The 15095-nt window shown below is 63.1% G+C and carries 9 protein-coding genes; 2 read left to right on the top strand and 7 right to left on the bottom strand.

All coding sequences use genetic code 11. The annotated features are described in order from the left end of the window. Positions 1-183 precede the first annotated feature (183 nt). The 6 genes from HMPREF1023_RS08275 to HMPREF1023_RS08255 form a co-directional block, all read right to left on the bottom strand. Positions 184-2061, bottom strand: a complete 1878-nt coding sequence (locus HMPREF1023_RS08275; RefSeq protein ID WP_009305769.1) for an MFS transporter — start codon at positions 2059-2061, stop codon at positions 184-186. A 219-nt stretch (positions 2062-2280) separates the two neighbouring features. Further along, positions 2281-5232 (bottom strand): PAS domain-containing protein, encoded by a 2952-nt coding sequence (locus HMPREF1023_RS15980; protein ID WP_009305768.1) that lies wholly within the window; start codon positions 5230-5232, stop codon positions 2281-2283. Next, entirely contained in the window at positions 5174-6583 is a 1410-nt protein-coding gene (locus HMPREF1023_RS15975; RefSeq protein ID WP_255346934.1) for a GGDEF domain-containing phosphodiesterase, read from the bottom strand. The genes HMPREF1023_RS15980 and HMPREF1023_RS15975 overlap by 59 nt, the downstream gene beginning before the upstream one ends. A 161-nt stretch (positions 6584-6744) precedes the next feature. Next, positions 6745-7653 (bottom strand): PfkB family carbohydrate kinase, encoded by a 909-nt coding sequence (locus tag HMPREF1023_RS08265; protein WP_009305766.1) that lies wholly within the window; start codon positions 7651-7653, stop codon positions 6745-6747. 162 nt (positions 7654-7815) lie between these two features. Continuing rightward, positions 7816-9216, bottom strand: coding sequence for an APC family permease (locus HMPREF1023_RS08260; RefSeq protein WP_009305765.1), 1401 nt, complete (start codon positions 9214-9216; stop codon positions 7816-7818). A gap of 211 nt (positions 9217-9427) precedes the next feature. After that, the gene (locus tag HMPREF1023_RS08255) at positions 9428-10609 is read right to left on the bottom strand and encodes a pyridoxal phosphate-dependent aminotransferase (RefSeq protein WP_035577440.1); all 1182 of its coding nucleotides are present in this window, start codon (positions 10607-10609) and stop codon (positions 9428-9430) included. 200 nt (positions 10610-10809) lie between these two features. Here HMPREF1023_RS08255 and HMPREF1023_RS08250 point away from each other — a divergent pair, with 200 nt between their 5' ends. Beyond that, entirely contained in the window at positions 10810-11238 is a 429-nt protein-coding gene (locus tag HMPREF1023_RS08250) for a DUF2871 domain-containing protein (protein ID WP_009305763.1), read from the top strand. A gap of 213 nt (positions 11239-11451) precedes the next feature. Here HMPREF1023_RS08250 and HMPREF1023_RS08245 read toward each other — a convergent pair whose 3' ends face one another. Further along, positions 11452-12975, bottom strand: a complete 1524-nt coding sequence (locus tag HMPREF1023_RS08245) for a helix-turn-helix transcriptional regulator (RefSeq protein WP_009305762.1) — start codon at positions 12973-12975, stop codon at positions 11452-11454. 247 nt (positions 12976-13222) lie between these two features. Between HMPREF1023_RS08245 and HMPREF1023_RS08240 the strand changes: the two genes are divergently transcribed. Continuing rightward, complete coding sequence (locus tag HMPREF1023_RS08240; RefSeq protein ID WP_229033388.1) at positions 13223-14995, top strand: FAD-dependent oxidoreductase; 1773 nt, start codon at positions 13223-13225, stop codon at positions 14993-14995. The last annotated feature ends 100 nt before the right edge of the window (positions 14996-15095 follow it).

Below are 15095 nucleotides of genomic sequence, written 5' to 3'. Positions count from 1 at the left end.
GGCCGAGCACGCGACCCCGGCCGCCGCGCGCGGGCCGACGCGCGCACCCCCGGCTCCCGTTCTACAGCAGATCGTCCTCGGCGTGGCAGAGATCGCACGCTAGGGATCTCAGCCAGCCGGCAGCCTGCAGCACGGCGGAGCCGGCCAGAGCCCTGCAGCACCCCGCGAAGCCGGACGTCTCCCCTACACTCCCTGCAGGCAGGTGTCCATCGCGTAGCGCAGCACGTCGGAGCGGTTGACGGTGCCCACGATCGCGCCGTCGCGCACCACTGGCACCTTCTTCAAACGGCGCGTGGCCAGCAGGTTGCACACCTCTTCCAGCGACGATCCGGCCTCGATTGCCACCAGCTTGTCGGTGGCAATCGCGCTCACCGGAAGCTCGATGAGCTCGCGCAGGCGCTCGTCGAACGTCTGGCTGTTGGCAGCTTCTACCAGCGAATACGATCCCGTGATCAGCGGATGCTTGTCGGCGAGGTAGCGCATCACATCGCCGTCGGACACGAAGCCCGCCGGATGCCCCTGCTCGTCCACCAGCGGCAACCCGCCGACCCTCAAATCCACGAACGCGCGCATCGCCTCGCGCACCGGCGTGGCGGCCGGCAGCGTGTAGGGGTCGGCCTCCATGATGGACGCCAGCACCGACTGCACCGGAGACTGCGCCGCGCGTTCCACGGCCTGCACGGCCGCACGCTTCCGCGCCGCGCGAGCATACGCCAGCGACAAAGCGAACCCAACGACGCCGATGGCCGCGGCCACCACCATCGCAAGCGCGAACCCGTCCGCGGTCGCCTGCGCCGCAGAAGCGCCCCCGGCCGCAGCGCCCGCTTGCCCCGACGACATGATGCCGATATACAACGATGGCCCGATGCATGCAGCGATCTGCACGAACGTGGTCATGAGCGCCACGCCGAACGGGTTCTGCTGAGGCGGCAGCGCCCGCAGGCCTGCCGTCTGCGAGGGCGAGAAGATGAAGCCCACCGCCACGTACATCACCAGCATGGCCGCGAACACCGCCGGCACGGACAGCTGCGGCGCAACCGCCACCAACGCGATGAAGCCGATGGCAATGCCGCCGAAGCCCAGAGGCAGCAAAGGCCATTCGCCTCGTTTGTCCATGATGCGGCCACCCAGCAGCGTGGCGCCCGCGTTCGCCAGCACGGGAACGAGGATCACCAGACCAGCGGCGAAGGCGGTCATGCCCGCCGCGCCTTCGAAGTACAGCGGCAACAGCACGCTCATCGAGAACATGCTCATCATCGCGATGGTCACCAGAATGAGCGCCGGCCAGAACGCGCGATTCTTCATCGGCGCCAAATCGATGAGCGGATGCGCGCATCGCAGCTGGCGCACCACGAACACTGCAACCATGGCCGCCGCCAGCACGAGGGCGGCAGCAGCCAGAACACCGTCGGTGGTCAGCTGCGTCAAACCGAACGACAACACGGTCAGCGCCACGGCGGAAAGGAGCACCGACAGCACGTCGAGATGCGCTTCGTGCGTTTCGAGGTTCTTCATGTAGAAGAAGCCGAGCACGGCCAGCACCGCCATCGCCACGATGGGCACGACGAAAATGCTGTGCCATCCGAACGCCGTCACCAGCGCGCCGCACACCACCGGGGCGAACGCGGGGCCGAACGTGATCATGCAGCCGCCGACGGACAGGTACGTGCCCAGCTTGTTCTTCGGCGTGACCACGAGGATGGTGTTCATCATAAGCGGGATGAAGATGCCCGTGCCCACCGCCTGCACGAGGCGCGCGACCAGCAGCAGCTCGAAGCTGGGAGCGACGAGCCCCATCGCGGAGCCGACGATGCTCAAGCCGGCCGCGCCGAAGAACAGCGTGCGCACATGGAAGCGCCGATAGAGAAACGCCATGCACGTGACCACGACGGTGGCCACGATCATATAGCCGGTGACCAGCCACTGAGCCGTCACGGAGTCGACGCCGTACTCCGCCATGATGGACACGAGCGCCATGTTGACGAGGTTCTCGTTGAACCCCGCAATGAACGCGCTGCCGTACAAGACGGACAGCAGCAGCACAAGAGGTTTCCCTTGCATAAAGGAATCGTCCTTTCGTCTTCGGTTGTCTTGATTGGCCCCATCGAACCTACCAGCGCAGAAGGCGCCTTTCGGGGAAACGAGACACGCCGGGCGCGCTGGAGCGCGCCGTGGCATCTTCGATTCTAGCGAATCTCAAGCATTCTCGTAAGTGTTGTTTTCATGATCGCGCAAGCAAGCGAGCCGAAGCGGCTGCAGACAAAGAGCCGGCAGCACCCGTCACTCGGCCAGCTCGCAGCGAACGCTCTTCATCCCAGACCAGTATCGCGAGCAGGAGCGCTTGCCGCCCATCTTGACCGAGAACAACGCCGAATCCGCTTTCTGATACAGGTCGTCGAACGAGAAGCCCTCCTGCGGAACCAGCACGTAACCGGCCGACGCTGAGAACAGGAACGTTCGACCGTCCTCAACGCGTTCGACCTCCATGGCACGCAGCGCAGAGGCGATCCTATCCTCCAGCGCTCCCTCGTCCACGTCCTCGCACCACACCAGGAACTCGTCCCCACCCATACGGCAGACGACGTCGCCAGGGAACGACTCCTTCAGAGCCTCGGCCACATGCACGATAACCTGATCGCCGTACGCGTGCCCGAACACGTCGTTGGCCAGCTTGAAGGAGTCCAGATCCAACATGATCAGCGCACACGAAGCATCGCCCAGCTCGCCCGCCTCGACCGCGCGTAGGCGCTCCTCTATCTTCGGGATGGCCGCCTGGCGGTTATGCAACCCGGTCAACGCATCGGTCTTCGCCATCTTGAGCAGCTGGAAGCTCTGTTCTCGCAGCTGCCGCAACGCCTCGGAGTTCGCTTTGTTCTGCAAGGATTCGTTTCTGCGATCGGTCATGTCAAGGTAGTATCCCACCGCGCGGACGGGTCGATCCCGCTCATCGCGCACCGTCTCGCACGCGACCTCTATCCACACAGGCGCCCCGTCCTCGAACGTGAACGGAATCTCGAACACCGAGCGCTGTCGATCGCGAGCAGTGCGCACGCCCCGAAACGAGTCCCTGAACGCCTGCTGGTAGTCGGGCGGCACGAAGCGGAACCGCATAGTCTCGGGGTCGAACCCGTCCACGACCAGCATGTCGTCCTCGAAGCGGCTCAGACCTGCGAATATACGCTCCATAAGCTCGCTGCGCGAGAGCACCAAGCGATTGCTGTTGATGTCCCAGTCCCAGCTTTGGACGCCGGCTTGATCCAGAACCCCCTCCAGCTTTCGCTTGGTGAGCCACAGCTCCTGTTGCTGGTTCTTCATGGTAGTCACATCGGTGACCAGGCACAACGCTATACGTTCAGAGGACTCGAGGCCCACGCGGCGTGCCTCGACGTGCATCCAGACGTTCTCGTGCCCGGGAAAGCGCGGTCGATCCACAATCGCCAAGCTCTCGCCTCGATCGATCTTGTCGACGATCTCGTCGACCAGGCGCCCGCCCCCGTCTCCGCTCGGAAGGTACAGCTGGCCGCGAATGATATCCTCGTACTGCTCGGGCGAGAGCCCGTACTTCTTCGACGCACCGCACGCCACCACGTTCACGCGGACGTCCTCTTTGTCGGACCATGACAGCAGCACGATGTCGCTCGAGGTGTGCTCGATCAGCATGCTCATCATGTCGCGCAGTTCCACGGTTTCCGTCACGTCCACTACGACGCCCTGCAGAAACGAGGTGTCATCGTATTCCAAGAAACGGCTCTGGTCGATCACCCAGCGCCAGCCGTCCTTGGCTCTCATGCGGTACTCCAACGGATCCGACCCCGCAGTGCCCTCCCTGAGCGCGGTCACGCCTTTGGCCACGCTGTCGCGGTCGTCGGGGTGCACCATGAGCATGTACTTGTCGTCGAACAGCTCCTTTATCTCTTCGCGCGTGTAGCCGAACATGTCCAGAAAGCGGTCGCTCATGTACAGGAAATCGCACCCGGGAGCGTCGAGGCAGCGATGATAGCCGCCGGGCATATCTTCATTCAGGAATGCAAGCTCTTCGTTTTGGCTGATCAACAATTTGTTTCGCTCGGCAAGCTGCTGTTGCACCGCCATGACTTCGGTGATGTCGGTGCAAGCGCTCACGATGGCAAGCCTGCCGTCTTCCGCTTCGACCACCCGGCCTTTGTCGAGCGTCCAGAACCACGTCCCGTCCTTGCGAGCCATGCGGTACGTGGTAGTGTACTCGAGCCCCACGTAGTACTCGGGCCCGATGTCGAGCGCAACCGAGGCCAGATCGTCCGGATGTATGGTGTTGCCCACGCGCCAATCGATGCCCGCAGCCAGTTCCTCGTACGTGTCGTAACCCAGAAGCTCCACCATAGCAGCGTTGGCGAAGTACAGCGGGAACTCCGGCTCGCAGTATCCTCCGATCATTCCCCCAGGCGAAAGCTCTGCAGAAAGCGCCAGGGCGGTTCGCCGGTTCTCTTCCCCCAATGCTACGAGCAGCGGATCGCGCGGGGAAGCATCCGTGGCAGCCGATAACGCTCGACGAGAGGACTCCAGCTGACGCGCCTGCTGCCGCTCGCGAGTCACGTCCCTCAGCGAACCCAGATACAGGTAGTGGCCTTCGTGCTCGCGCAGGAACAGCAGATGGACGAGCAGGTGAGCGGTCGACCCGTCCGGGCGCATACGACGCACTACGACGACCGCGCCATTCGGGACGTTCTCGCGAGCTTGCTCGAACGCTTCCATGACCTCGTCCCAATCCGACTCGAACGCTCGACGCGCGAACGTGGAACGCAGCTCGTGCAGGTCAACGGCGTTAACCCCGTTCAGCTGACAGTACTGCTCGTTGGCGCTCAGAAGCTCCACTTCGCCGTCGTACAGATCGTACAGCACCAAGGGACCCAGGATATCGTCGAGCATGGCATCGCTAAGCACCCTGCTCTCTATCAGGTCGCGAATACGGAACCTCTCGATGGAGTCCGCATGGATGCCGCGGAAATCAACCTTCGTCCGATTCGCAATCAAAGGCTCGAACTCCGCCTTCGGCATGGGCTTGTAGAAAAAGTATCCTTGCCCGTACAGGCACCCCATCTTCACCAGCAATTGCCGTTGGGATTCGGTTTCCACCCCCTCCGCGATCACGCGGATGTCCAGCAAGTTCGCCATACCGATGATGGCTTCCAGAATGCTACGGGCTTTGCGGCTTTGCGCGTCTATCGCGTCCAGCAGCTTCATGTCCAGTTTCAAGACGTCGACCGTTCACGTCCTTCAGCATGCCAAGCGACGAATACCCGCTGCCAAAATCGTCCATATGAACGGAGATGCCCAGGTCATGGAAACCCTCGACGATGTCCACGATCAGCTCGCAATCCTCGACGTACGCGCTTTCGGTGATTTCGACGGCGAGCAGACGAGGGGGGATATCATACTTTTCGAGCAATCCCTCGAACGTGCCCAAAACATCGAGCGCATACAAGTCGCGGCGCGACACGTTCACGGAAATGGGCACGGGCGCCTGGCCGGCGTCCATCCACGCGCGCAGAGCGCGGAACACTTCCTCCCAAATATGCAGATCGAGCGCGGTTATCAGCCCATTTCGCTCCAGCATGGGGATAAACTGGATCGGCGGGATGAGCCCGCGCTCAGGGTGCATCCAGCGAACCAGAGCCTCGAGGCCCACGATCTTGCCCGTGTCGAGGTTGCATTTCGGCTGAGCGTAGAACGTGATCTCGCCCTTCTCCAAAGCCTGCTGCACTTCGAGCAAAAGCGAATGGTCGTCCTTGATCTCTCTGAGCATACCATCGTCGTACCATCGGAAACGCTGAGCGTAATTCCCCTTGACCGAGGCCAAAGCCAGCAACGCGCGATCGTACATGATGCCGACGGGCAGGGACCGATCGTCAATGCGGAACAGCCCGAACGCGGGAAGAAAGCCCATGCCTTTGCCGTGATGAAGCGCGCTTTGGGTAATGCGGGCTCGCAGAGTCTCGATCATGCCCTCGTCGCAAGGCAGCAGCATGCAGAAGTCGTCGCCGCTCAGATAGCCTGAAACGCCGCCGCTCTCGACTGCAGCCTCGCCGAGCAGCCTCCCCACCTCTTCCGGAAACAAATCTCCGGCCTCTTCGCCGTACCATTCGTTGAACAGCTTGAAATGTTCGATGTCAACGGCCATCAGGCAATACGAGCGCTCCGGATATGCTTGGATCGCAGTGGAGACCGCCGAGAAAAACGCTTCGCGCGTATACAGGCCCGTCAGGGCATCGAACGGCTTCGGATCGGCCGCGCCCAAATCAGGCCGATCGATGACACGGCTCAGGAAAATGTGGCACGCGCCCGAGCCAGGCCAGTCTATGTCGCTCACCTCTGTCTCTATCCAGCTCCGGATGCGCTGGTTGTAGACCCGGCCCTTGCTGGCATGGTCAAGCATCAGCGGGCAATCCGGGCAAGAGGCGGGCTCGCCGCGCAAGGCCTGATAGCAAAGCATGCCCGTTTTCAAATGGGGAAACGCAACCTCCATCTTCTTGTTGAAGTAGACGACGCGGCATTCGCTGTCTATCACGTAGGCAAGGGTTTCGACTTCACCGAACATCGCCTCCATGAGCATACCACTTTCATCCGGGAAGATCGCACGGGCAAGCACCGACGACAATTCCTAGCCGTTAGGGAAAAGTAACTTCAATTGTACGACAAGTTTACGTATAGATAACAGTTTCGTCAGAGAATATCTCAACGAACGACTGCGCCATCAGACAACGCGTCCTACAGCCGCGCACCCGTCCTCGCGAACGCCTCGTCGGTCAGCGTCGACCCTTCCACGCCGCACACCGCTCCGGCCACGCGGTTCGCCAACGCCAGCGCGTCTTCCCATGAGTGTCCAGCCGCGCGCGCCGCGGTCAGCGCGCCCAGATGCGCATCGCCCGCGCCGACGGTGTCCACCACATCCACAAGCCCGGCAGAAACCACCGCATGCCGCCCATCGACGAACAGATGCGCGCCGTCCTTGCCCGCCGTGATCACCACCGCGTTGCCGCACTTCTCGGCGATGGCGGCGCCCGCCTCTTCAACCGTGGCGCGCCCGGTATACGCAAGCGCCTCTTGGTCGTTCAGATGCCATACCGGATGCAACGCGTTGATGCGGGCCGTCTTCTGCGCGCCTACGCCGCAGACGCGCGGGCCGGGCGCATAATACAGCTCTATAGAGGGATGATCCTCGAAGAACGAGATGATGGCGTCGCCGCCCGGCCCTTCCACCTCGTAGCCGCTCGCGAACCCGCAACCGAAGCGCGCGGCCTCGACACGGTCGAACCATGCGCGCACGAAATGACGCTCGATGCCCGGCAGCGTGACCATCGTGCGCTCGCCGCCCGGCTCCACGAAGCACATGCAGCCGCCGCTGTCGCGATCATCGAACCGCGGCGCCTCGAGCCCGCGCTCGCGCAGCTCGCGTTCCACGAACCCGGCGAAGATGCCGCACCCCACCGGCGCAAACAGCTCGTACGGAGCACCCAGCTGCCGCAGCACGTTCGCCGCGTTGAACGCGCAACCGCCCACGACGGCGCGCGACTCCTCCACCACGATCCCCTCGCCCGATCGGGGCAGGCGCGCAACCTGGCACAGCATGTCCACCATGATGGCTCCGACGGCCAGCACGGCCTTTCCTTCGCCCATCGTCATCTCCTTCTCATTCGGCTTGCGCACCATCATCGCCCGAAAAACACGGAAATCGAAGCTGAGGCGTGTTTTTCGGGCGATGATGCGTTGCGGGGAACGAAAACGCGAACGGCCGCGGCAAATACGCCGCGGCCGTCCCTTCAATCAACGAATGCGTCCTTACACTTCCAGGTTCTTGAACGCCTCGGGCACTTCCTTGTATCCCTTGGATTTCACCGCGCCGATGATCAGGCCGATGACCAGCCAGGTGACGCCCACGGCATACGTGGCCCACTCGAAGCCGGTGAACACGTAGCCCAAAATGGCTATGCCGATGAACGGGCAGATGAGGTACATCAGGATGTCCTTGAACGACGCGCGCTTCTTCTCCTTCACGAAGAAGAACCAGAACACGGCGAAGTTCAGCAGGATGAACGACGACAGGGCGCCGAAGTTCACGAAGCCCGCCAGCGTGCCCATGTAGTCCTGCAGCGGAAGCGCCAGGCACAGCGTGATCGCGCCCAAGAAGATGGAGGCGAACCACGGCGTCTGGAACTTCGGATGCACCTTGCCGAACACGCGCGGGATCACGCCGTCGCGGCCCATGCTGTACAGCAGGCGCGAGGATGCCATCTGCGCGTTGATGATGTTGGCGATGCCCACCGCGACGATGTTGACCAGCAACATGATCTTGTAGAACACCGGCCCGCCCACCAGGTAGACGGAATCGAAGAAGCCCATGTCGGGATCGGTGGCCGCCCAATCGGGCTGCACGATGGCGGCGATGTAGGTCTGCGCCACGAACACGACGATGATGATGGACAGTGCGATGATGATGCCCTTGCCGATGTTCTTCTCGGGCTCGTGCGTTTCCTCGGCCAGCGTGGACATGCCGTCGAAGCCCAGGAACGAAAGCGCCGCGATGGAGATGCCCGCCGCCACGAAGTGCGCGTCCACCTGACCCGGTTGGTAGATCGGGTCGAGGACGAAGCCGCCCGCGCCGCCGCCGCCCAACACGAAGTTGGTGCCAAGAGCGATGAACGCGACCACGGCCACAATCTCGACGATGAAGATGACCCAGTCAACGCCGCGGCTCATCTGAATGCCGCGAATGTTGACGAACGTGTTGAACGCGATGAACGCCACAGCCCACAGCCATGCCGGGCTGCCCGGCACCAGCGCCACGCCCCAGTTCATCACCATGACGATGAGCAAGGAGGGAACCAGCACGTAGTCGAGCAGGATCAGCCAGCCCGCCATGAAGCCCACGTGCGGGTTGATGCCGCGCTGCACGTAGGAGTACACCGAACCCGCAATGGGGAACCGCTTGCTCATGCGCATGTAGCTCATAGCCGTGAACAGAATGGCCACGAAGCCGATGATGTACACCAGCGGCGTCATGCCGTGGCTGTTCTGCTGGATGGTGCCGAAAATGGACTGCGGCGCGATAATCACCATGAACAGGACGCCGTACAATACCACGTCCCATAGTCCCATACCTCTTCGCAGTTCCTGCTTGTAGCCGAACTGCTCGATGTTCTCTCCGGACGCCTTCGCCGGAGAACCGTCTTGCTGAGCCATCGTGTGTCCCCTTGTTCGAACCTATACCGTCTGCATCGCTATGCTGCTTTATCGCAGCAAAGCGATCTAGCGATATTATCGCGCGTCGAGGACGAGAGCGCCATCATTAGTTCGAGGAGGGCAACACTTTTTCCCGACCTTTCCGGTTCGGCAAAACAAAAAGCCGACAACGACGGCCGAAGCCGCGTCGCCGGCCCTTTACGGCAAGCCCTTAGCCTTCGTACGATTCTTTGAGAGCCTTGAACGCGGGCATGCTGCGCTCGATGACCTCGCGCGAGACGCAGTAGCTCACGCGCACCCAGCCGCCGACGCCGAAGCTGTCGGATGGAACCAGCAGCAGCTCATGAGCCTTCGCGCGATCGCTGAACGCCTGCGCGTCGTCCTCGAGCGCGCGCACCCACAGGTAGAACGCGCCCTGCGGTTCCACGAACTCGTATCCCAACTCGCCGAGGCCCGTCGTCAGCAGCTCGCGGTTGGCCGCGTAGGCCGCCACGTCGGAAGGCTCATCGATGCAGCGCGCGATAACGCGCTGGAACAGCACCGGTGCGCAGATGAAGCCCAGCGCGCGGCCCGCGCCGGCCACCGCCGTGGACACTTCGCGCGCGTCGTCCATCAGGTCGGACACGTACAGATACCCGATGCGCTCGCCCGGCAGCGACAGCGACTTCGAGTACGAGTAGCACACGATGGTGCGCGGCCACACGCACGGCACGTAGGGAACCTCGGCGCCGTACGTGATCTCGCGGTACGGCTCGTCGCTGATAACGTACAGCTTGCGGCCGAGCTCTTCTTCCTTGCGCGCAAGCAGCGCGGCGAACGCCTCCAGGTTCTCGCGCGAGCACACGGCGCCCACCGGGTTGTTCGGCGAGTTGAGGATGATGGCGGCCGTCTTCGGTCCGATGGCCTGCGCAAGCGCGTCGATATCCAGCTGGAAGTCGGGCACATGCGCCGGCACCTCCACGCACGCGCATCCCGCCGTGCCGATCCACACCTTGTACTCGGGAAAGAACGGGGCGATGATGATGACCTCGTCGCCAGGCTCGGTGACGGCCGAGATGGAGATGGCCAAGCCTGCGGCGGCACCTGCCGTGAGGTACACCTGCTCGGGCTGGGCGGGCACGTCGTAGCGACGGCGAATATGGTCAGCCACGGCCTGGCGCACGCGCGGATCGCCCGCTGCCGGCGTGTAGCCGTGCAAGGCGCTGGGCTCCTCGTCCATGAGCTCGAGCACCGCCTGCTTCACGGCATCGGGCGCGGGAACGCTAGGGTTGCCGATGCTGAAGTCGAACACGTTCTCGGCGCCGATTTCCGCCTTGCGCACCATGCCGTACGCGAACAACTCGCGAATCGCGCTCGGCTCGGCTCCCAAGCCGTACATTCTCTCGTTCACCATATGCACCACGTCCTCGTCTTGTCGCCCGGCTCCGCCGTTGATTTCGATGAGGAACAGGGTAGCACAACCGCTCGCGCTCGTGGATCGCCCGCAGGGAAACGGCAATTGATGACGATTTGGTGACATATCCCCTTCGGAAAAAGAAACCTCGGATAATGAACAACGTTCATATTTGACCATACGGACCAGGGAGGATCCTTATGAAGAAACTGATCAACACCGCACTCGTATACCTTATCGCCGGGGCGGCGGCAGGCGTATTCTTCCGCGAGTTCACGAACTTCGCGCAGTTCACCGGGCAGACCACACTGGGACTTATGCACCCGCACCTGCTGGTGCTCGGGTTCGCGGTATTCCTGATCGCCACGCTGTTCGCTTTGCAGGACGACTTCACCGGCGACAAGCTGTTCAAGCCATTCTACATCGTGTACAACGTTGGCCTGGTCGTCACCGTGTGCATGATGCTGGTGCGCGGCGTCGTGGAAGTCACCGGAGCACCGCTTGCGATGCCCGACGCCGCCATCTCGGGCATCGCCGGCATCGGCCACATCCTCATCGGCGTGGGCCTCGTGCTGCTCACCGTGATGTTCAAGCGCGTGGTGAACCGCAAGCTGGCAACGCGCGCCTAAGGGCGCGCCTCCGCGACCGCCCCCCGCGAAGCCCTCCGACCAGATGTTGGAGGGCTTCGTCGTTTTGGCGCCAAGCAAGGACGCCGCGCTTTCGCAGGATCGCAGCCGACCGGCGCACGTTCCGGAAACCGGCAGCGCGCCGAAGCCGCACGCCCGATCCGCGGGCACGCGCGGGAAATGCCGCCCGGCAGCGCGTCGAAGCCGCGTCGCTTCTCAGCCGGCCTCTTCCAGCTTGCGCATAAGTTCGGCGCGGTTGTGGACATCGCACTTCTCGTAAATATGGCGCACATGGGTTTTCACCGTTGCCGGCGAGATGACGAACTTCTCCTGGATGTACTTCGAGCCGTGCCCCGTCACCCACAGAGCGAACACCTCCTTCTCGCGCGGCGATAGCTGATACGCTTTCGCCAGCGCTTCGATGCGCGCCCCAACGTCCGCGGCGACAGGAACAAGGCTCGCATCCGCCGGCTCAACCGCAGAGCCCGCAGCCCCCGAGCCAGACGAAACCGACTCGTCGGCATGCGAACGCCCGTCCCCACCGGAAAGTCGCTCCAACTCGGCCGGCGTCGGGCTCTCAAATGCGAACGTGGTATCGCGGTCGGCGAACGCGAAACCCGTCGACGCCACCAACACGAACACGGCCACAACCGCGAACAACGCCATATCGTCGATCAATGCAAACGCAGCCACCTCGCCAGCCACTATTCCCACATGCACGGCCAAACGGCCCACCGCGAACACCAGCAGCGCCGCAAAATGAGTCGTGCGCGCGATTTCGACCAAAAGCGCCCAGGTGAGCACCTCGAACAGCACCGAGCTGAGCGACGCCATGAAGAACACCATCGTCACGTTGTCGTGACCCACCAGCGCGATCAACACGAACGCCAACGCCCACACCGACATGGCGATACGGTACAGCACGCCAAGGTTGAGGCTCGTGCGTGACACCAGAGCGCCATACACGAAGAACACGAACGCCGCCAACGCGATGGTGCCCGCCATGAGCGCGGGATCCGAGAACACGCTCGGCGCAACCGAGCCGAAATACACCCGCAGCCCGCCATACGAGAACAACGCCGCGATCAGCCCTACCAGCACGCGCCACGACAGCGCCGTGCGCACGAGGTCGCGTATCTCGCTCCGCGCGCGGCGGCGCGCTTCGGCATCCGGCGCGCATTCGGCCCGCCAATCGCGCAAGCTCACCATCGCAGCAACCGCCGCGGCCAAGGGCAGCAGCGACACCGCAACCGGCGCCATCGTCGACCCAAGCAGCATGATCGCCCCGTACAGCAAGGCGGCGCCCAGAAACGTCATGGACGTGAACAGCACGGCGCGCCGGGCGTCGAGGTCACGATAGATTACACCCCAAGCCAAGACGATAGGCGTGCAAGCGAATCCCGTGGCAAACGCGCCTGCGCCCATCGCCGCAGGCAAAGCGGAGAACAAGGGGAGTGCGTACAGGCAGGTTCCGGCAAGCGCCGTCACGCCGCATGCCAGCAGCACGATTCGAACGCGCTTGGCCGCCCACCCCATCACCGAGCGCCAGCTCAACGCACATACCGCAAACATCACCATAGCGGTAGCCGACGACATAATGTGCACTATCGAGATTGCCCGTCCGTCCCCTCCCACTATATCCAGCGAATTGAACGACAAGAACACCCAGGCCCAGTAGAAGCTTAGACCGGCGTAGCGCGAAGTGAATTCGCGGCTTGTCGACGAGAACGCAGCCTTCACCGATCCTCCTCCCTCCGGACGATCGCTCGCCCCTCGCACGCCCCTGAAAACTTCCGTCATTGTACCGGACTTTTTCACCCGGAGCGCGAACGCACGCCAGCATCAACCCTTTGGGACGATATCAACCCACCTCCTTCGGAATCAACCCTTTGGGTCGGCGGCAAACCACGCGCTGCGACGTATCGTCATGCCAGCGTCACATGAGGGATGACGCGAGAACACTTCGAACAGGGAGGACGACATGACCATGTCACGCAATGAACGAGGGCTGTCCCGCCGCGCGTTTCTAGGCTTGGGCGCCACAGCCGCCATGGCCGCCGGAGCCGCAGGGCTGGCCGGCTGCTCGCCGCAAGCCAGCAGCGACGCGGCAAGCGCAGGCGCATCGGACGCCAGCGCCGCATCCGGCTCCACCGCCGCCGGCGGACCGAGCTTCTTGACCGCTCCGAGCCCCATTGCCGACAGCGACATCAAAGAGACCGTCGAAGCCGACATCGTCATCGTGGGCGCCGGACTCTCCGGCATCAGCGCGGCTCGCGCAGCCGTGGAAAGCGGCGCGAAGAACATCGTCGTCGTGGAGAAGGCCACCACGTGGCAGTACCGCTCGAACCAGGTGGGCTGCATCGGCGGCAAAATCCAAGAGGACCTGGGCATCCACATCGACAAGAACGCCGCAGTCGGCCAGATCATGAAAGAGTGCGGCTACCGCCCCAACCAGCGCATCCTGAACCTGTGGGCCGACAACTCCGGCGAGGCGTTCGATTGGTTCCTGGCCGCCAGCGAGGGTCAGTACGTGGTGGAGGCGGAATCCGACACCTACGACGGCAAGTCCATGAGCGTCCGCAAAATGCACTGGCCGCATCCCGCCGAGGCCAACATCGCCGACGATTTCTACCCCATCTTCGACGACTGCCAGATCTGCCTGCCCGACAACGGCCCCTACATCCAGAACATGGTGGACATTTGCGAAAAGGCCGGCGTGCAGTTCCTGTACTCCACGTTCGCCCGCCAGCTGGTGCGTCCGGACAACGCAGGACGCGTGGAAGGCGTCATCGTCGAAGACGAGAACGGCGATTACAAGAAGATCACCGCCAGCAAGGCCGTGCTTCTGGCTACGGGCGACTACGCCTCGAACGCCGAAATGATGAGCTACTACGTGCCGTGGTCCGACCGCTTCATGAGCATTTTCCCGAACGTCGACGCCAAGGGCGAGAAGACGAACACGGGCGACGGCCAGCAGATGGGCATGTGGATCGGCGCGAAGATGGAGGACGGTCCGCACGCTCCCATGACGCACCACCTGGGCGGACCTCTGGGCATGGATGCGTTCTTGCTGGTGGACATCAACGGCGAGCGCTTCATGAACGAGGACGTGGGAGGCCAGCCGTTCCAGAACCAGCTTTCGCGCCTGCCGAAGAAGACGGCCTGGCAGATCTTCGACAGCAAGTGGAAAGACCAGATCAAGTACATGGACACCGGCCACGGCAACGTGAACTGGTACGTGGAGTCGGGCGCCGACGTGCCCAACGGCTCGTACGGCAAAAACGCCTACATCTCCGACGAGGATAACGAAGACGGCAACACGCCGGGCTTCCTGAGCTACTTCGAGGGCGAGAAGGCCTTGGGCGTGACGGCGAACTCCATCGCCGAGCTGGCCAAGCTCATGGAAGTCGACGAAGCCGCGCTCACCGCCACCATCGAGCGCTATAACGAGCTGGCGGCCGCCGGCAACGACGAGGACTTCGGCAAGCGCGCCGACCGTCTGTTCCCCGTAGAGGAAGGTCCGTTCTACGCCTACCCGCTCACCGACACGGTGATCCTCGTGAACATGGGCGGCCTGCAAACCGACGTGGACTTCAACGTGATGGACACCGAGGACGAGGTCATCGAGGGCCTGTACGCTGTGGGCAACGCCCAAGGCGGCCGCTTCCTCGTCGACTACCCCCTGCCGGCTCCCGGCATCAGCCATGGCATGGCGCTGACGCACGGCATGCTGGTCGGCCGCATCCTGGCGCAGCTGTAAACCGAACAACCCCGTCCACACTCGCCGACCTCCCCTCCCCCTTGGCGAGCTGGAAAACGAGAACCGCCCGACCGGCTCCAACCGATCGGGCGGTTCCCTC

It is taken from the genome of Eggerthella sp. 1_3_56FAA, assembly GCF_000185625.1.
In the GTDB taxonomy this organism is placed as follows: domain Bacteria; phylum Actinomycetota; class Coriobacteriia; order Coriobacteriales; family Eggerthellaceae; genus Eggerthella; species Eggerthella lenta.
This window is presented reverse-complemented; position numbering and strand designations above follow the sequence as displayed.

Excerpts from the sequence above, each read along its gene's own strand:
- HMPREF1023_RS08275 (WP_009305769.1), bottom strand. The coding sequence starts at position 2,061 with ATGCAAGGGAAACCTCTTGTGCTGCTGCTGTCCGTCTTGTACGGCAGC.
- HMPREF1023_RS15975 (WP_255346934.1), bottom strand. The coding sequence starts at position 6,583 with ATGGAGGCGATGTTCGGTGAAGTCGAAACCCTTGCCTACGTGATAGAC.
- HMPREF1023_RS08265 (WP_009305766.1), bottom strand. The coding sequence starts at position 7,653 with ATGGGCGAAGGAAAGGCCGTGCTGGCCGTCGGAGCCATCATGGTGGAC.
- HMPREF1023_RS08260 (WP_009305765.1), bottom strand. The coding sequence starts at position 9,216 with ATGGCTCAGCAAGACGGTTCTCCGGCGAAGGCGTCCGGAGAGAACATC.
- HMPREF1023_RS08255 (WP_035577440.1), bottom strand. The coding sequence starts at position 10,609 with ATGGTGAACGAGAGAATGTACGGCTTGGGAGCCGAGCCGAGCGCGATT.
- HMPREF1023_RS08250 (WP_009305763.1), top strand. The coding sequence starts at position 10,810 with ATGAAGAAACTGATCAACACCGCACTCGTATACCTTATCGCCGGGGCG.
- HMPREF1023_RS08240 (WP_229033388.1), top strand. The coding sequence starts at position 13,223 with ATGTCACGCAATGAACGAGGGCTGTCCCGCCGCGCGTTTCTAGGCTTG.